At 42.9% G+C, this 18,770-nt stretch carries 17 protein-coding genes; 7 read left to right on the top strand and 10 right to left on the bottom strand.

Features of this window, described 5'->3' with window-relative positions; genetic code table 11:
* Positions 1–3 precede the first annotated feature (3 nt).
* The 3 genes from LX99_RS13615 (at position 4) to LX99_RS13625 (ending at position 2,291) form a co-directional block, all read left to right on the top strand.
* The gene (locus LX99_RS13615) at positions 4–495 is read left to right on the top strand and encodes a DUF1599 domain-containing protein (RefSeq protein WP_042727152.1); all 492 of its coding nucleotides are present in this window, start codon (positions 4–6) and stop codon (positions 493–495) included.
* 6 nt (positions 496–501) lie between these two features.
* Entirely contained in the window at positions 502–1,665 is a 1,164-nt protein-coding gene (locus tag LX99_RS13620) for a BT_3928 family protein (RefSeq protein WP_109608363.1), read from the top strand.
* Between the two features lie 125 nt (positions 1,666–1,790).
* Positions 1,791–2,291: a shikimate kinase gene (locus LX99_RS13625; RefSeq protein ID WP_109608364.1), complete on the top strand. Its 501-nt coding sequence runs from the start codon at positions 1,791–1,793 to the stop codon at positions 2,289–2,291.
* Between the two features lie 155 nt (positions 2,292–2,446).
* On the opposite strand, the gene LX99_RS13630 is transcribed toward LX99_RS13625, so the two are convergent.
* The 4 genes from LX99_RS13630 to LX99_RS13645 form a co-directional block, all read right to left on the bottom strand.
* On the bottom strand, positions 2,447–2,959 hold the full coding sequence (locus tag LX99_RS13630) for a phosphoribosyltransferase family protein (RefSeq protein ID WP_022830124.1): 513 nt from the start codon (positions 2,957–2,959) through the stop codon (positions 2,447–2,449).
* Between the two features lie 124 nt (positions 2,960–3,083).
* Entirely contained in the window at positions 3,084–3,479 is a 396-nt protein-coding gene (locus LX99_RS13635) for a hypothetical protein (RefSeq protein ID WP_109608365.1), read from the bottom strand.
* A 161-nt stretch (positions 3,480–3,640) separates the two neighbouring features.
* Positions 3,641–5,047 carry a 23S rRNA (uracil(1939)-C(5))-methyltransferase RlmD gene (rlmD, locus tag LX99_RS13640; RefSeq protein WP_109608366.1) on the bottom strand — a complete coding sequence of 469 codons (1,407 nt, stop codon included), beginning with the start codon at positions 5,045–5,047 and terminating at the stop codon, positions 3,641–3,643.
* Between the two features lie 329 nt (positions 5,048–5,376).
* Complete coding sequence (locus tag LX99_RS13645) at positions 5,377–7,002, bottom strand: IS1182 family transposase (RefSeq protein ID WP_109608367.1); 1,626 nt, start codon at positions 7,000–7,002, stop codon at positions 5,377–5,379.
* 436 nt (positions 7,003–7,438) lie between these two features.
* Between LX99_RS13645 and LX99_RS13650 the strand changes: the two genes are divergently transcribed.
* Positions 7,439–7,798 (top strand): hypothetical protein, encoded by a 360-nt coding sequence (locus tag LX99_RS13650; protein WP_109608368.1) that lies wholly within the window; start codon positions 7,439–7,441, stop codon positions 7,796–7,798.
* On the opposite strand, the gene LX99_RS13655 is transcribed toward LX99_RS13650, so the two are convergent.
* The 6 genes from LX99_RS13655 to kbl are packed head-to-tail and all read right to left on the bottom strand — an operon-like array spanning position 7,795 to position 11,745.
* Complete coding sequence (locus LX99_RS13655) at positions 7,795–8,376, bottom strand: TetR/AcrR family transcriptional regulator (protein WP_109608369.1); 582 nt, start codon at positions 8,374–8,376, stop codon at positions 7,795–7,797. The genes LX99_RS13650 and LX99_RS13655 overlap by 4 nt on opposite strands.
* Positions 8,377–8,379: 3 nt before the next feature.
* The gene (locus LX99_RS13660; RefSeq protein WP_109608370.1) at positions 8,380–8,793 is read right to left on the bottom strand and encodes a Rieske (2Fe-2S) protein; all 414 of its coding nucleotides are present in this window, start codon (positions 8,791–8,793) and stop codon (positions 8,380–8,382) included.
* On the bottom strand, positions 8,790–9,824 hold the full coding sequence (pheS, locus tag LX99_RS13665) for a phenylalanine--tRNA ligase subunit alpha (RefSeq protein WP_211319019.1): 1,035 nt from the start codon (positions 9,822–9,824) through the stop codon (positions 8,790–8,792). The genes LX99_RS13660 and pheS overlap by 4 nt, the downstream gene beginning before the upstream one ends.
* The gene (locus LX99_RS13670; RefSeq protein WP_109608372.1) at positions 9,824–10,240 is read right to left on the bottom strand and encodes a type II toxin-antitoxin system VapC family toxin; all 417 of its coding nucleotides are present in this window, start codon (positions 10,238–10,240) and stop codon (positions 9,824–9,826) included. The genes pheS and LX99_RS13670 overlap by 1 nt, the downstream gene beginning before the upstream one ends.
* Positions 10,230–10,511, bottom strand: coding sequence for a DUF6364 family protein (locus LX99_RS13675; protein WP_109608373.1), 282 nt, complete (start codon positions 10,509–10,511; stop codon positions 10,230–10,232). Before LX99_RS13675 ends, LX99_RS13670 begins: the two co-directional genes overlap by 11 nt.
* A 43-nt stretch (positions 10,512–10,554) precedes the next feature.
* Positions 10,555–11,745, bottom strand: coding sequence for a glycine C-acetyltransferase (gene kbl, locus LX99_RS13680; protein ID WP_109608374.1), 1,191 nt, complete (start codon positions 11,743–11,745; stop codon positions 10,555–10,557).
* 129 nt (positions 11,746–11,874) lie between these two features.
* Between kbl and LX99_RS13685 the strand changes: the two genes are divergently transcribed.
* The 3 genes from LX99_RS13685 to LX99_RS13695 all read left to right on the top strand — a co-directional run bounded on the left by LX99_RS13685 (position 11,875) and on the right by LX99_RS13695 (position 18,516).
* A complete protein-coding gene (locus LX99_RS13685) occupies positions 11,875–14,355 on the top strand; it encodes a DUF5686 family protein (RefSeq protein ID WP_109608375.1) in 2,481 nt (826 codons plus the stop codon).
* Between the two features lie 189 nt (positions 14,356–14,544).
* Positions 14,545–15,501 carry an oxygen-dependent tRNA uridine(34) hydroxylase TrhO gene (gene trhO, locus LX99_RS13690; protein WP_109608474.1) on the top strand — a complete coding sequence of 319 codons (957 nt, stop codon included), beginning with the start codon at positions 14,545–14,547 and terminating at the stop codon, positions 15,499–15,501.
* Between the two features lie 120 nt (positions 15,502–15,621).
* The gene (locus LX99_RS13695) at positions 15,622–18,516 is read left to right on the top strand and encodes a triple tyrosine motif-containing protein (RefSeq protein WP_109608376.1); all 2,895 of its coding nucleotides are present in this window, start codon (positions 15,622–15,624) and stop codon (positions 18,514–18,516) included.
* Positions 18,517–18,770 lie beyond the last annotated feature (254 nt).

Genomic DNA, 18,770 nt, shown 5'->3' on the forward strand with positions numbered 1-18,770 from the left:
TTCATGAAAAAGACCCGCGATTACGGCACCGCATGGCGCATCCTCCGCCCGCAATCCATCACCGATCAGATTTTTATCAAGGCCCAGCGCATCCGCACACTCGAAGAAAAAAAAGTATCTAAAGTAGGTGATGATATCACCGGTGAATACATTGGCATTGTAAACTACTGTGTAATAGCTATGATGCAGTTGGAATGTGGTCCGGAGGTATCCAATGAGCTTGCGCCCGATCATGTAGAGCGCCTGTTTGATGAAAAAGTGAACGAAACCAAAGAATTGATGTTTGCCAAAAACCACGACTATGGCGAGGCCTGGCGCGATATGCGCATCAGTTCATTAACTGATTTGATACTGATGAAGCTATTGCGTGTAAAGCAGATAGAAGATAACCAGGGTTTAACCGAAGTATCTGAAGGTGTTAAAGCGAATTACCAGGATATGCTGAACTATGCGGTGTTCGCACTGATTAAATTAAATGTTCATTTGAATAAATAAGGGCGAATGAAAAATAAATCTTCAAATGGTGCTTTAATATGGATTCCGCGGTTACTGGTGGGCCTTCTGTTTATATTTTCAGGACTGATCAAAGCTAATGATCCGCTGGGTTTCTCTTATAAACTGGTAGAATACTTTGAGGTTTTTCATATAACGTTTCTCAACAGCCTGGCGCTTACCATGGCCATTGTGCTTTGCGCGCTGGAGATGATACTGGGTTTCGCGCTTTTGATCGGCGTTCGCGCGGTTAAGGTTACGTGGGGTTTGTTATTGCTGATCATCTTTTTTGGCTTCCTTACTTTTTACTCGGCATTTTTTAAAGTGGTGCAAACCTGCGGTTGCTTTGGCGATGCAATTCCGCTTACGCCCTGGCAGTCCTTCAGTAAGGATATGGTGCTGTTGGCCCTGGTGCTGATATTGTTTGTAAAACGGAAAGAGATCAGTCCGTTATTTAGCGCTAAAGCAGGAGATAAATGGCTGATAGCAGCAACCATGGTATCCCTGGGTTTTGGTATTTATACCTATAATTTTTTGCCGGTAGTTGATTTTCTGCCTTATAAAATAGGCGCTAACCTGCCTGCAGAAATGACCACCCCGCCCGGCGCCCCCCGTGATGAATTTGAGCTGACCTATCATCTCAAAAACAAAAAAACAGGCGAAACCAAAGTAATGAATGATAAGGATTACCTGAAAACCAATATCTGGAAGGATGCCAACTGGGAAGTAGTAGGCGACCCGGAAAACCGCCTGGTTGAAAAAGGGTATGAGCCAAAAATCCGCGACCTGGCCATTCAGGATGCGCAACGCAATGATTATACAAAGGAGTTACTTTCAAGTCCGTTTTATAGCTTGTTTATTGTTGCCTATGATTTAAGCGCGACTGATAAAGATGCCATTAACCGCCTCAATGCGCTGGCTATCAATCTTACCCAAAATTATAATATCCGCACCATATTACTTACCTCCAACTCAGCCACCGATGCGCAGGCTTTTGCCAAAGAGCATAAGCTGATTAGCGAGGTATTTTATGCCGATGGCGTGCCGCTCAAGTCGATGGTGCGTTCAAATCCGGGTGTGTTACTTATTAAAAACGGTACGGTGGTTAATAAATGGCATTACCATTCGGTGCCGAAGTATGATGATATAGTAAAGCAGTACCTGCAGAAATAAATTATTTTCTAACTTCTGTGTAAATATAGTGGGGGAACTCTCAAGGTAATTTTGATGAGTACGCTGGTTAATGTTGTTTATATGTTTGGGTCGATCCTCGCATAAACTTAAGCTAAAGAAATTTTATGAAATACTTTATTGTGGGCTTTATGGGTTGCGGCAAAACAACCTGGGGCCGCAAGCTGGCCGCCAAATGGGGCTGCGAATTTGTTGATCTCGACCATGTGCTTGAAGCCCAAGCAGGCATGAGTATAGCCGAATATTTTTCATCGTTTGGTGAAGGCGCTTTCCGTAAACTCGAATCGCAGGTGCTAAAAGAAACTGAATACGCCGAAAATACCGTGGTATCAACCGGCGGTGGCCTACCTTGCTTTTTTGATAATATGGACTGGATGAATGCCAACGGTAAAACCCTTTATATTAAGCTATCGCCTAAAACATTAGCAGACCGGCTGGAAAACAGTAAAACCGTTCGCCCTGTGTTACAGGGTAAAAAAGGGGATGAACTGGTTGATTTTATAACCGGTAAACTGGCCGAACGCGAACGTTTTTATTTACAAGCCGGCAATATTGTTGAGGGGATTGATATGTCGGTTGAGAAGCTGGAGGAGGCGTTGGGAGTCTGAACCGGGATTCGGGCGCATTTATAGGATGGGCAGAATTTTGATTGTCTGAACCCGAATTTGGGGTAATTATTGGAATTTAGCTTTTGTGATTCAGACAAATCATCCCACCAGTCATTAGCGAAAACGATTAACGAATTTATAGCCTGATTTTTTCCTTACCTCAAATAAACCCCATCCTCCTGTTCATCCTCTTCCTCTAACACCACATCCACATGTTCTTTAATAACGGTTGATAGGGCCATGCCGGCAAAATCGGTAGTTACCGGGAAGCTTTTATGGTTACGGTCTATCAATATCGCGGTGCGTAGTTTTTTTAGCGGTACGTCCAAAAACACGCCAAAACCGTAAGCTAAAGTTTTGCCGCTGTTCAATACATCATCAACCAGGATCACTACCTTATTGCTGCATTCTTCTACCTCAAAATCAATATTGGCGCTCAGGCTGCTGCTTTGCTTTTCAAGCTCGATGTTTAGCAGGCGGCTTTTAAATGGCGCTATACCGTCAAGTATCACTTTAAGGCGCGACGCAAGGTGGTTACCCCGGGGCAAAATACCGGCTATGAGTATCTCTTCCTCGTCAAAATTATCTTCCAGTATCTGGTAGGCTATCCTGTCCAGCTTTTGCTGAATTTGTTGCTTATTTAATATGAGGAGTTTTTTATCAGGCATTTTTTTGGTTGTAAAGTTGTAACGTTACAATGTTGTAAAGTTGATTTTTAATTTTTGAATATGCAAGTTGCATCTAAGCCAAAGCATAACTTTTAACCTTACAACATTCAAACTTTAAAACTTGCTACTTTACGTACGGAAAATATACAAAGTTGGCGCCTTCCGGTACTACAACAAAAACGCACATGTATTGGTAAGGGTCTTTATAACTATTAACAAAACGTTCTTTCAGTACTGGTTTGATCACATCCCGCTCAACAAATTCTTCTAAAGTTGAAGCATGGATACTCCACTCCGAGTTAAGATCGTTTTTGTCCAGGATCAACTCGCCCAGGCTTAATTCATGCTGATGGGCAATAAATATCGGGTAAGAAGATAATCCTTCATTCATGATCTCTTCCGCTACCTCTTTGATCGATTCGCTAAAATATTTCAGATCGCGTTCCAAACTAATCAGCGGGCTATCAGCCGCCGGTTTGCTGCGTTCATTGCTTTCATTAAGTAGTTCTTCCGGATTCATGTTTTTTTTTTCTGGGATTACACCGATTATTTTATGATTACACCGATTCTTTTTTTCTGGGATTACACCGATTTTTTGATTGTATTGATTTTACTTCCGGGCGTGAACTATGATCCATGAACTATAAGCTAAAAAAACAACTAATCTCTAATCTCCAACCTCTAATCTCTCAAAGTAAGCAACACCACATTCTCCACGTGTTGGGTATGCGGGAACATATCTACAGGTTGTATTTTTACCGTTTCGTATTTTTCCTTGAGTACCAGCAAGTCGCGGGCCTGGGTAGCGGCGTTGCAGCTTACATAAACAATTTTAGGGGCTTCAATTTCCATTAGCCGGGTCACAACATCCGGGTGCATGCCTGCGCGCGGCGGATCGGTAATGATCACATCAGGTTTGCCGTGCTCTGCTACGAAATCACCTACCAGTACATCTTTCATGTCGCCGGCGTAAAATTTGGTATTGGTGATATTGTTGATGGCCGAGTTTACTTTGGCATCTTCAATAGCGGTTGGTACATACTCAACACCAACAACCTCGCGTACATGACCGGCCACAAAGTTGGCTATGGTACCCGCTCCGGTGTAAAGGTCATATACCAGTTCGTCGCCTTTAAAATCCGCGAACTCGCGGGTTATCTCGTACAAGCGGAGCGCCTGCACCGAGTTGGTTTGATAGAACGATTTCGGACCGATGCGGAATTTGATCCCGTTCATCTCTTCGTGTATGTATTCGGGGCCCTTAAAGGCTACAACTTCCTGGTCAAATATGGTATCGTTCTTTTTATGGTTTACGATGTAAAGCAGTGAGGTAATCTGAGGGAATTTGGCATTTATGTGGCTCATCAGCTTATCAATCTCGTTTTGCGCTGCATAGGCAAAAACAACAATTACCATATTCTCGCCGGTTGATGAGGTGCGCACCACCAGGTTGCGAAGCATGCCTTGGTGGTTGCGCAGATCGTAATACGTATAACCGTTTTGTAAGGTAAAATCGCGGATCTCATTACGTAAGCTATTCGATGGTTCGGCCTGCAGGTAGCAGTGGTTTACATCCAATATTTTATCAAAGCGGCCCGGGATATGAAAGCCGAGTGCGTTCATGTTCAGCTCTCCGTCTTCCTTATTTTCGCCATCGTAAAGCCAGCGTTTGTTGGAGAAGGTGAACTCCAATTTGTTGCGATAGTACCTGTCGGCCGACGATGGTACGATAGGCATCATGCCATCTACATTGATCTTGGCCAGGCGACTTAACGCGTCGGAAACAGATTTTTGTTTGAATTTGAGTTGGGCCTCATACGTCATATGCTGCCATTTGCAGCCGCCGCAGGTGCCGAAGTGTTCGCAGAAAGCCTGCGTACGGTATTCGGAAGGGGTTTTCAGTTCCGTTATTTTGCCTTCGCCAAAGTTTTTTTTGCTGCGGTATACCTGTATATCGGCCACATCGCCGGGAACGGCTTTATCAACAAAAAGTACAAAATCGTCGGCTTTGCCTACACCTTTGCCTTCTTCGGCAATATCAATGATCTGTACGTTCTCAAAAAACTTGGGTTTATTCGCTTTACTCATCAGGCTGCAAAGTTAACCCTATTTATTTAATCCTGAAAATGGAGGAGGAGGTGAAAGGGAAAAGGTGAAAGGGAAAAGGTTAAGAAAGGTTAAGAAAGGTTAAAGGCGAAAGGATAAAGGTGAAAGGTCAAAAGCAAAAGGGGAAAAGAGAAAGTTGAAAAGAAAGATATTGCCTGCCTAAGAAATCTGCGCGGTGGCCCGACAGAAAAGCGGGCCGGGCGTATGGCCTCGTGGGCTGAAGCTTTTTTCTGTCTTGGGTTTTTGGTTACTTTTGGGCCAAGTGGCTGTTGCACAATCAGGTGTTTTTTATAGATAGAACTCCTTTTCTATTAGAAAAGAGCAACTGATAGTATGTGAAGATGGTATTGTTTGTTTAGCTGATATCGGCTAAACCAAAGCATAATGTCTTGTTTTAATCGTTTTTTAAGAGTTTGGATGTTATCCTGAATTAATCGGGGTTTATGTTTTAACATCTTCTTGAGATTATAAGCGACAGCAGACATCGTTAAACATTTATTAGCTGCTTGCAATCCTTTTGTATTCACCCGTTTTATTCCATTATAATTAACTAATGTTCCGATGACCGGCTCAACCGTGCTTTGGCGAAGTTTTTTTAACGCACAGGCTTTCCTGGTTTGTAACCGGACATGCATCCGGTCGTAATAAGGTTTGTCTATCGTTTCGCGGATCAAAGTTCGTTTTTCAGCATAGGCTGAACAATCCGGTTGCAGGGTACATCCATCGCAAGCCTTTCGGATTACTGTATAATCCTTCATCCAATAACCACCTGTTAAGTATACGCCATTGTACTTTAACTGTACCCCTTTTTCACATTGGTAATAATCCCCTTCAGGATGATAGGTAAACCCCTCCCGCTGGTAGTTGAACTGTGTTCGGTTTGGAATATAACCGGTTATTTTTTGCGTTTCTAAAGCCTTCAGGGCATCTCCGCTGCTATAGCCCGTATCTGCTATGATCTCCTGTAAGGCTAAGCCGTTTTCATTAAGGTTGCCTTTTACATGCCGCAATACAGCTGCCAGGCATTGACTATCGTGCTTTTCAGCAGTGAAAACCTGTACGTGGGTAATTACGTGGGTGGCTGTATCTACACATACCTGCCCAAGGTAGTTCAGAGCTGTAGCTTTGCCTGGTTTTACCGAGATCTTAGCATCGGGATCATGAGGATTATAGTGGGTTTTGTTCGAGGGATTTATCTTTGGCTTTAAGCCTTTGTCGATCAGTTCGTTTCGGGTAGCGATGCTTAGAGGAGAAGGCGATATATCTATACCGGTTCTTTCTGTTGCCCCTTCACCGGAAACCACCTGGGTAAAATGTTTTTTAGGGTTTACTTTTTTGATTGGCTCCCGGTCTCTGTCCTCAACTCTGATCCCTTTTCCGTTGCCATTATCGTTAGTACTATCATCTTCCTCGTTTGAGGCTAATTCCCTACTATAGGTTTCAGCTTCAGCCATGATCTCTTTTTCAACCATGCTGTCAAGAGATGCATTTGCCTTAATAAAGAAACCATCTACTGCCTGGCGTCTTCCCGAGATCATCCCCATATCCACACATTGTTTTAATACCTGCTTAAATAAATCTGTAAATATATCCTGGCTGTAAAGCTGCCTGGTCCTGCTTAGGGTACTGTGCCATGGTAGTTCTTCATCTATATCATAACCAATAAAGTAACGGATATCCATACGCATAGCCGAAACGCCGATAATACGTCTGTCGCTGTTCAGGTTCTCCAGGTAGCCCACGATCATCAACTTCATGAATACAACCGGATCAATGCTTTTTGGCCCCACAGAGCCGTAGTATTTAGCTGTAGCTTTGTATAGAAAGTTCAGGTCGAGCAAATCATTCAGCCGCCTGTAAATATTATCTAAGGGAACACTATTGGATAATTGATAGGTAATAAATAGCTTCTCCTGGCGCAGTTTCTTTCCTTGCATGCCTTAAAATACTAAAAATCAAATAGATAATAAAATATATCTTAAAACAACGTAATTGTGCAACAGCCACCCAAGCCAAAAGTAACAGCCCCCGCGGCAAATGAGCGGCCAATGTTCTTTACATTGAACCAAAGTCTGTTATTTAATGAGAATAACGGATGCTGCATGCACAGCACCATTAGAAGTTAATCAAAGAAGCTCAGGAAATAGGCAATCGCATCCTCTTCAACTTCGATATCTTCAATCTCAAATTGTTCATCTATCAATTCGGAAAAATCTGTCAGTTCGCGGCTCATGATAATTAAATTTGCTATGCTAACATAGTAAATTTAAAACTAAAAACCACATTGGTATGGGGTTTTATTTTGGGGTTTAATCAATTTTTATTACGCTTATAATGCATATGGATAGGGAGGATCTAATTTATAATTGGGTAATGGCTGGTTTACGGCAGTCGCCCCGTCGTTTTGCCGAAATGTTTTATTTTGATAAGCGGGACAACCAGTTTTTTTCTATCCTGATAACCGATTACTTTTTATTTGAGGATGATTTTTCTATAGCATCGAATGCCCAAAGCAGTTATTCAGAGGATACTTTAATCTTGCTTGCAGAAAAGATGAGTAGAATTGCCCAAAATGATATCAGCATAATCGAAATACCTCGGCTTGGCGAAGGCTTAGACGATTACGAGCAAAAAGCCGAATCATTCCTAAACCTCAATGCCATTAGTATTGAAAAAGCCACATTATGGGATATAGAGGATTCGGGAACGATCAATATTAAAATAACTGATTAAACCGAAATAGCCGCCTTCACCAAATAAGGCAAAATCTCTTTCTGAAAAGAAACAAAATTCTTTCTTACATCCGAATCGCTCACCGAAGTAAATGCGAAGCTGAACACAATGCTCTTGCTGCACTTGATCAAAAAGCGTAAACGTTGCTGATAGGTTTCGTGCTTACGGATGCCTGGCAACTGGATAAAGGAAGCCATCAACAACTCTTCCAGTTCGTTGGAAAGGTTCTTCAAAAAGTCCTGTGAATTGGCCGATTCGCGGATAAAATCCCAGCCGATAAATTCGTTGCAGATGGTGTAGGAGAGGCGGCAGGTTTTCATGATGAGGTTATTAAGATAAGCCTCTTCATCAATATCAGGGGTATTACTTTCAACCAGGTCGTCAACGCTGGCCTTGATGTAGTCCATTAGCAATACATGCAGTACGGCCTCTTTGCTGTCGAAATATTTATAAATGGTAGCCTTGGCAATTTTGGCTTTTTTGGCAATTTCGTTAACGCTGGTTTTATGGTACCCGAATTTACGGAAAAGCTCCTGCGCCGCTCTTTTAATACTATCTTTAATTTTATCGGCTTCCATCAATTAATTACTCACTTGAATTTCAAACTGGGTAACAGATACCCTATATGATCTTAAAGCCTTTGTCGCCGGCGCTTTAACCGGGGTGCCATCCTCCAAACTGAATTTCGAACCGCTGCACTGGTCGGTGACTGTAAAGCCGGTACCATCAGGCGTACATGCACATTTTTTTTCAGGCTGGTAGCTGCTGCACCTGTCGTACGCGGCATAAGTACCGTTTATTTTACGGTAGATGATCAGTCCGGCTACACCGTAGCCGTTAATTACCACCGTACCGCCGGCTACGTTTAGCGGCGATAACGCAGGTGTACCTAAAGCGGCCTGATAATTTACCGGTATGCTCGGTACATTATCAGTTGCCTTTCCGCACGAAAAGCAACTGATAGCTACCAGTAATATGATGGTGAGTTGCCTCATAACATTTCAGTTTGGAACTGTTTCAGGAAGCGTACATCATTTTCGGAGAACAGGCGCAGATCGCGGATCACGTACTTAAGGTTGGCGATACGCTCCATACCCATACCAAAGGCAAAGCCTGTATATTTTTTACTGTCAATACCGCAGTTTTCCAATACGTTAGGATCTACCATGCCGCAGCCTAAAATCTCTACCCAACCGGTGTGTTTACACATATTACAGCCCGAGCCGCCGCAAATGGTACATGAAATGTCCATCTCGGCCGATGGTTCTGTAAAAGGGAAGTACGAGGGGCGGAACCTCACCTTGGTGCCTTCGCCGTAAAGCTCCTGCACAAAGTGGTAAAGCGTTTGTTTCAGATCGGAAAATGATACGTTCTCATCAACATATAAACCCTCCACCTGGTGAAAGAAGCAGTGGGCGCGCGCCGAAATAGCCTCGTTACGGTAAACCCTGCCCGGCATAATAGCGCGGAACGGTGGTTTACCGGCTTCCATCATCCTTACCTGTACCGATGAGGTGTGGGTACGCAGGGCGATATCATCCTTACCGTTGTTCTTTTTAATAAAGAAGGTATCCTGCATATCGCGGGCCGGGTGCTCATCCGGGAAGTTCAGGGCCGAAAAGTTGTGCCAGTCATCCTCAATTTCCGGACCTTCGGCAACAACGAAACCTAAACGTTTAAAAATATCAATGATCTCGTTCCTGACCAATGACAGCGGGTGACGTGAGCCAACCGCGAAACCATCGCCGGGCAAGGTAAGATCAAGATCATTGCCTTTGCTTTGCGTAGCAGAACCTATATTTTCCTTCAGTTCGTTGTATTTAGCCTCGGCCAGTTGTTTAAACTCGTTCAGTACCTTACCAAAAGTGCGTTTCTCTTCAGTGCCAACGGTTTTAAACTGCTCAAAAAGGTCTTTGATAATACCCTTGGTGCCTAAAAATTTAATACGGAACGCTTCTAATTCATCGGCATTGGCCGGCGAAAAAGCATTGATCTCGGCGGTATATTGGTCTATCTGAGCTTGCATTATAATGTATTTAAAAATTGTTCGGCTGTTAAAACCGGTATTGTTGAGTTAGTATAGTCTTTTATATTTCGGGTGATGATGGCATCACAATGATGTTTTTGGGCGATGTAGAATTGAATGGCATCTTCAAAGTCGGTAAAATCACTTGATAAAGCTGATTCTATTGCATCGAATTCGAACGATAAAACCTTGGCGGAATTAAACAGATTCTTTAAATTTTCTTTGGCTTTGACTATTCCAACCTGTTTCCTCAGCACATAAATTGTATTTGCTATTACCAGAGAAGATGTTCGCAATTCAATATTACCTTTTATACATTCAATTAACAGGACTTGTGTATGGAAGAAAAAAGGCTCCCTTTTCAAAAACATATCCAGTAAAACGTCACTATCCAGAAATAGTCGTTTATAAGTCATACTTCTCTTTGAAATATTCGTATTTCATATCGTCGTAGCTCATATTTGGATCGGGGTCTTTTGCTATACCTGTCAATTGCTTTATCCATTCAGGTATCTCCACGTTTTTATATTTCTCTTTTATTGGATCTTCTTTTTTTTCCTGTTCTGCAATTCCGTCAAAAAAGTCCTGCACCAATTTAGATACACTGGTATGTTGCCGCTTTGCATACTCTTTAACAAGAGACAGCGAATCTGCTTTAACATTCAGGGTTACTTTTGTACTTTCCATAAAAGGAGGCTTTATTACCTACAAATATAAAAAACTGTGCGGCTTATTTCAATACCCCCAGCTCCTTACCCACCTTGGTAAACGCCGCGATGGCTTTATCCAGATGATGCTGATCATGTGCCGCTGAGATTTGTACCCTGATCCTTGCTTTACCTTGTGGTACTACCGGGTAGTAAAACCCGATCACATAAATGCCTTCATCCAGCATTTTAGCGGCAAACTCCTGGGCCAGCTTGGCATCGTATAACATAACAGGGACTATCGGATGTACGCCTGGTTTAATATCAAAACCCGCTTCGGTCATTTTTTGGCGGAAGTATTGGGTGTTACTTTCCAGTTTATCACGCAATTCGGTGGTTTCGCTTAGCATGTCCAGCACTGCGATAGAAGCGCCTGTAATAGCCGGGGCTAAAGTATTTGAGAACAAATACGGGCGCGAACGCTGGCGCAGCATATCAATGATTTCTTTACGGCCTGATGTAAAACCGCCCGATGCGCCACCCAAAGCTTTGCCCAAAGTACCGGTAATGATATCAATACGGCCCATCACGTTGTGGTGTTCATGCGTACCGCGACCGCTTTTTCCCATAAAGCCCGAGCAGTGGCTCTCATCAATCATCACCAGGGCATCGTATTTGTCGGCCAGATCACAAATTATATCTAACTGTGCAATGGTTCCGTCCATGCTGAAAGCGCCGTCTGTTACAATAATACGGTGGCGCAAGCCTTGTGTAGCCTGCAGTTTCTCTTCCAGGTCGGCCATGTTATCGTGTTTGTAGCGGTAGCGTTGCGCTTTGCAAAGGCGTACACCGTCAATGATTGAGGCATGGTTCAGTTCGTCGCTGATGATGGCATCCTGATCATTGAATAATGGTTCAAACACGCCGCCGTTGGCATCAAATGCCGCGGCGTAAAGTATAGTATCTTCAGTGCCTAAAAATTCGGCAATCTTTTTCTCCAATTCCTTATGGATATCTTGTGTGCCGCAGATAAAACGTACAGACGATAAGCCGTATCCATGCGTATCCATCGCATCTTTAGCAGCCTGGATCACTTTGGCATTGCCCGATAAGCCGAGGTAGTTGTTGGCGCAAAAGTTAATTACTTCGGCACCGCTTTGTACGGTAATATCGGCGCCCTGCGGCGATGTTATGATGCGTTCCTTTTTGTATAAACCGGCATTCTCAATGTCGGTAAGTTCCTGCTGTAAAACCGGCTGTAGGGTGTTGTACATAGTATGCGTGTTTAAAGGGGGCAAAATTAAGCATTCGGCAGCATTTACCGAGGTTTATTAAACCTTAAATAATTATTAAGTGTGTAATGAAACATTTTTAAGGTATAAAGCATTAAACACTTGAAAGATATGAGAAGATACATACTGCTATTTATAGCCATAATATGCGGATTTACCGCATCGGCGCAACAAGCCCTCCTGTCGGGGAAAATAACTGATAAAAACGGACGGGTGATTCCGTTTGTTTCTGTTTATATCCGTAACTCCACTTACGGCACTACAACAAATGAAAACGGCGTTTACCAGTTTAAATTAACCCCGGGTACCTATAAAGTGGTATACCGTAACGTAGGGTACGCTGAGAAAACAGATGAGGTATCCATATCTGGTCAGGATCAGCAACATGACGTACAATTGGCCGACGAACAGTTTAACACCGGCAGAGTATCTGAAATTTATCGTAAAAAACGCGATGCTGCTGATACCATTATCAAACAGGTAATAAAAAAGCGCAGGTATTATATGGAGGAAGCTACCTCGTTTTCGTGCGCGGTTTATATTAAAGGCGTACAGAAGCTGTTGAGTGTACCAAAATCCATGATAGGGCAGGAGGTGCAGAAAACGCTTGATCTGGACTCGAACGGACGCGGCATTCTCTATCAGTCAGAATCCCTGTCTGAATATAACTTTCAAAAACCTGATAAAATAAGGGAAATTACCATAGCCAACCGCATGGCCGGGCAAAATACAGCCTTTGGTTACAAAAAAGCTTCAGACCTACAGGCTAATTTTTATGAAAACGTATTTACTATTCCCGGTTTAGCTTCAAGAGGCTTTGTTTCGCCGATAGCCTCGTACGCGCCACAGTTTTACAATTACAAATTATTGGGCACTTCCACCGAGAGCGGGCATACTATCGATAAAATTCATGTAACGCCTAAACATGCCCACGGGCAGTATTTTCAGGGAGACATTTACATTGTGGAGGACGACTGGCGGATTTACAGTATTGACCTGTTTGTTGATAATAAGGTAAGCAACCTTAACCTTGTTGATACCCTGAGCATCAGGCAGCAATACATCGCTATTACTGATAGTGTTTGGATGCCGGCTTCAACACAGTACAACTTTAAGGGCGCGGTATTAGGCTTTAAATTTGGAGGTTATTATGCTGCGGTTTATAACAACTATAAGGTAAACCCATCTTTTCCGGAGGGATTTTTTACCGGTGAGATCCTGAAAGTGGATACCGTAGCCAACAGCAAGAAACCCAATTATTGGGCTGAAGCCCGCCCCATACCGTTAACAGCTTATGAAGAGCGTGATTATAAAAAGAAAGACGCCATTGCAGAATATCATAAAACTGATAAATATCTTGATTCGCTGCAGCATCATAAAAATCATATCAATTACCCCGGCTACCTCATATTCGGCTATGCTGCCAGCAATAAGAGCAACCGCGATTCACTTTACATTTTCCCGTTTATACAAACCTTTTACTACAATACGGTTGAAGGTTTTGGGATTAATGCCAAGGTAAGCTATATCCGCACTATTGATGATTTCCATTCACTCAGCATAACGCCTGCTGTACGGTATGGTTTCTCGAATAAAATATTCAGCGCCAATATGGGTATCGAGTACCTGAACGATCCTTTCCACGCCGCTAAGTTTTATGCCGATTTCGGCAGCGATGTACTCGATCTTAACAACGTAGGCACACGTTCGCTATATTTCAATACGCTGAGTACCTTGTTAAGCGAAAATAACTATGTAAAATATTACCGCAGTCATTACGGCGACTTCGGCTACCAGCGCGAGGTAGCAAACGGTGTATTATTAAAAGGTGGATTTTCTTATTCAAGCCGTTCACAACTATACAATACCTCCTTCAGTAAATTGAAGGATATTAAAGATCGGGAGTTTACCTCCAACAACCCGCTGGCGCCACCGGGTACCCCCGCTGATGACCATTCATTCCTTTTCCCGGATAACCAGGCGCTGGTGTTCAACGCATCGGCTTTATTCACTTTCGATCAGCGGTATGAAACCCGGCCTACCGGCAAATTCAACCTCAAATCAAAGTATCCGATGCTAAAAGTTAATTACCGCAGGGGCTTTAAAAATATTTTAGGTTCGGATGTTGATTACGACTTCGCATCGCTGGATATTTCTCAGGACCAGGTGCAGGTAGGACTCTCCGGTTATTCATCATTCAAAATATCGGGCGGCGGCTTTTTTAATAATAACAAGCTGTACTACATGGATTATAACCACTTTTTGGGTAATCAGGGCACCACCTTCGACCCAACCTATGTAGGAAGTTTCCACTTCCTGCCATTTTATACCTACAGCACCAACGGCGCTTTTTTAGAAGCGCATTATCAGCATAACTTCGCCGGATCATTATTTAATCATATTCCGCTGCTGCGCAAAGCAAAGCTCGAAGAGGTTATCGGCGCCAACTACTTAACAACCAAAAATAACCGCAATTACCGTGAGTTTTACGTAGGCGTACAGCGCCTCATTTTCCGTGTTGATTACGGTATTTCGTACGCGGGTAATAAAAAATATCTGCAAGGGTTCAGGATATTTTACGGGATAAGGTAGGGTAAAAGGTTAAAGGCGAAAGGTAAAAGGTTTTTTTAATGGGAAAACCGAAGCTGCCTTTAGCCTTTAATCTTTTCCCTTTACAACCAAAAGGCAGTTACCTTTTGCCTTTAACCTTTCGCCTTTTACCTAAATTTCCTATCTTTGCGCCGCTCATTTAACACTGTTTGCAGCAGTATCAATGGTTTTATGGAAAAGTTTAATACCCTACTTTACTATTGTTATTCAACAATAGATAATGCGGAGCAATTTGCTGCCGATCATTTAAAATTTTGTAAAAGTTTAGGTTTAACCGGGCGTATTATTGTTGCCGATGAGGGGCTTAATGGTACTGTTTCGGGCAGCGTTGAGGCCTGCAAAACCTACATGGAAACCATACATGCCGACGAGCGCTTTGCTAAAACCGAGTTTAAAATTGATGAGGTGGATACGCCATCTTTCGTTAAAATGCATGTGCGTTACAAGTCGGAGATTGTTCACTCGGGTTTACGTGATCCTAATGTGATCGATCCGCGCAAAAAAACAGGCATCCACCTGGAGCCGAAGGAGTTTTTGGCTATGAAGGACCGCGATGATGTAGTTGTGCTTGACGTACGCTCAAATTACGAACACTCATTAGGCAAATTCAAAAACGCGGTTACCTTGGATATTGATAACTTCCGCGATTTTCCGGAGATGATTAACCAACTGGCACAATACAAGGACAAAAAGATACTGACCTATTGCACCGGAGGCATTAAATGCGAAAAAGCATCGGCATTGCTGTTGCATGAGGGTTTCCCCGAAGTATACCAATTGCATGGCGGCATCATTAAATACGGTAAAGAAGCAGGCGGCGAGGATTTTGAAGGTAAATGCTATGTGTTTGATAACCGCCTTTCGGTTGATGTGAACAGCGTAAACCCGGTTGTTATTTCAACCTGCTTAAACTGTGGTAAAACCACGCCTAAAATGATCAATTGCGCTAATCCGGAGTGCAACGAGCATTTTACCCAATGTGATGAATGCGGCGAAGCTTTGGATGGCTGTTGCAGCGAGACTTGTAAAGCGCATCCGCGTAAGCGGGTTTATGATGGTACAGGTTACTATGTAAAAGTGCCCCAGCCGGTAAATATCAATAAAAACAAACTCCAACCTGCAGAATAAATATTTATTGCTGCTGCTCATGATACAAGGCTTATCCTTAAGGGTAAGCTTTTTTATTTTGTGCAATGCAAACACTATTTTAGCAAACTCATTAGCTGTAGCCAAGCGTTATATCAACCTATGCGTAAACTCCTTTTTGTTTTTATTTGCCTTTGGGGTATCCCGGTTTTAAAATCTTTTGCTGTTGATATTAAAAGCATTGGCGTGCCCTATGTGCAAAATTATACCAAGGCTATCTACCAGTCGGGCAATCAAAACTGGTCGGTTACGTGCGATGAACATGGTATTATGTATTTTGGTAATGCCGCCGGGTTGCTTGCTTTTGATGGCAAGTACTGGCAGCACCACGCCATGCCCAACGGTTTAATTGTGCGTGCGGTTAGCGCCGACGGACGGGGTAAAATATACGCCGGCGGCTACGGTGAGTTTGGTTACTGGCAAAACGATAGCAAGGGTTTTCTGAAATATACCTCGTTGATAAGCCTCGTACCCAAAAAGTATCAACCCATTAATGAAGAAATATGGAAGATATACTGCGACAATAACCGGGTTTTATTCCAGGCCTTCGGTTCCATATATATTTATGCTAAGGGTAAAATTGAGGTAATTAAGGCGCCGCAACCTTACCTGTTCCTGTTTAAACTCGGTAACCGCTACTTTGTTGAGCAGTTAACCAAAGGCTTATTCGAGTTAAAAGGTAATAAGCTAAATTATCTCCCCGGCAGCGAGATCCTCGGTGTAAGCGGGGTATTATCTATACTTCAGTTTAAGCCTGGTAAATACATTATAGGCACTGCAAAAAACGGGCTATTCATTTACGATGGGCAAACTATTAAGCCCTGGGCTAACCAAAGCAACGATTTTTTAAAAACCTATCAGCTTAACAATGGTGTAGCTCTTTCGGGTAAATATTTTGCCTATGGCACTATCCTGAATGGTATTGTGATTATTGATACCGCAGGCAGGGTTGTGCAGCACATTAACAAGGCCAGCGGCATGCAAAATAACACCGTATTGAGTTTGTATACAGATGCGGCGCAAAACCTTTGGGCTGGGTTGGATAACGGTATTGATCGCATAGAGATCAATTCGCCGCTATATTTTTACTTTGATAAAACGGGTAAGTTTGGTACGGTTTACTCAAGTATCATTTTCAATAACAAAATATACCTCGGTACCAACCAGGGGTTATTTTACAGCGATTGGTTTCCCGGAAACAATGGCGGCCCGTTTCAATCTTTTGATTTTAAGCTGGTGCCGGGTTCGCAGGGGCAGGTATGGGACCTTACCCTGCAGGACGGCCGGTTGCTTTGTGGGCATAACGATGGCACCTACCAGGTAAATGGAACGTCAATTACCAAAATATCGGGTATTACCGGCGGTTGGACCATTAAGAAAATAAGCCCCGATAGGCTGATCCAGGGTACTTATACCGGTTTGGTTACTTACCGTAAAAACGCCGGGGGCGACTGGCTGTTAGATCATAAAATAGCCGGTTTCGGCGAGCCTTCGCGCTATGTAGAGCAGGACAGCAAAGGCCAGATCTGGGTAAGTCATGCTTATAAAGGAATCTATAAAATAACCTTGAATGCCGACAGGAGTAAAGCGTTGCAAAGTGTTTACTATGATAAAAAATCGGGTTTACCCGGAAGCTACAATGTAAATGTGTTTGATCTGGATAACAGGATCGTTTTTTCGTCAGATTCGGGCTTTTATATTTACGATGACATAACCGACCGCTTTTTTAAATACCAGCAATTGAACAAAAAGCTGGGCACCTTTGCCTCCTCAAGCAAAATTATCAAAGCTATAGGTAAAAAGTATTGGTTTATCAATCAGGGCAGGGTAGCCCTTGCCGATTTTTCGGCGCCCGGAAAAGTCAGTATCGATACCAATCGCTTTACCATTTTAAACGGCCGCATGGTACAGCATTACGAAACCATTAACCGTATCAATAACTCAACTTACCTGATAAGCGTTGACGATGGCTTTGTGATATTGAATGATGAAGATGTATTGCAGGATAACAACGCCGGTATTCCGCCCGCTTTGATACGGCGGGTTGAAAACGTAACCGATAAGGTTACCCTGCTAAGCGAAAGCGCTACCGAACAACAGGAATTTGATATTCCTTATGCCGAAAATAATATCCGTATAACCTATTCACTGCCGTATTACAGGCAGGCCAGGGTTCAGTTCCAGTATTACTTAGAGGGATACTCACGGCAATGGAGCGACTGGACCGCCCAGACACAAAAAGAGTTTACTAACCTTGATCAGGGTACTTACCATTTCAAGGTGCGGGCCAAAATTAACGATCAGCATATTTCCCGGCAGGCGGTTTTTACCTTTACCGTTTTGCCGCCCTGGTATGCCGGGCGCATAGCCATGATATTTTATTTGCTGCTGGCGGTTGGCGCATATTACCTTATCAGGTATTATTACCGCCTTAAACTTAAACGCCATCAACAGCGCATCCACCAAAAGCTGCAGCAGGAAAAAGAAGAAGCTTTAAAACAGGAAGCCATTGCCAACGAGCAGCACATCATTAATATCAAAAATGAACAACTACAGGCCGACCTTGCCAGCAAAAGCCGTGAACTGGCCAATTCAGCCATGAACATTGTTTATAAAAACGAACTGCTTCAAAAAATAAGCGATGAGTTAACACACCTGAAAGGCGGCGACGGCAAAAAACTGGCCGAAGATCAACTTCGCCGAATTCAGAAAGTAATTGACGAAGGGATGAGCGATGAGCGCGACTGGAATATTTTTGAAACCAGCTTCAACGAAGCTCATGAAAATTTCTTCAAAAAATTAAAAAACCGTCACCCCGACCTGGTTCCGAACGATCTGAAATTATGTGCGTACCTGCGCATGAACATGAGCAGTAAGGAAATGGCTTCCCTGCTCAATATCTCGTTGCGCGGGGTTGAAATCCGCCGTTACAGGCTTCGTAAAAAGCTCAATCTGGAGCATGATAAAAACCTCACCGAGTTTCTCATGGAGTTATAATACTACATCATTACCTCTCATGGGTATGTGTTTTTATGATTTCACAAGCTTTCGCTTTGTATAAACTAATAATGGGTTTGGAAAACACTAAACCGTTTTATTTACTTCATTTGATACGAAAAAAAGGAATGAAATTACGGTTTGCGCATTCAGTTCACAAATGATGTATTAATGTTGAGTTAATTTTTTTGATAAATGGCTGTTAAGTTTCCAGTTTTGTCGAAGTAATAACCAATTATTTCTAATCCGTTTTA

Source organism: Mucilaginibacter oryzae (assembly GCF_003148845.1).
Lineage (GTDB): Bacteria > Bacteroidota > Bacteroidia > Sphingobacteriales > Sphingobacteriaceae > Mucilaginibacter > Mucilaginibacter oryzae.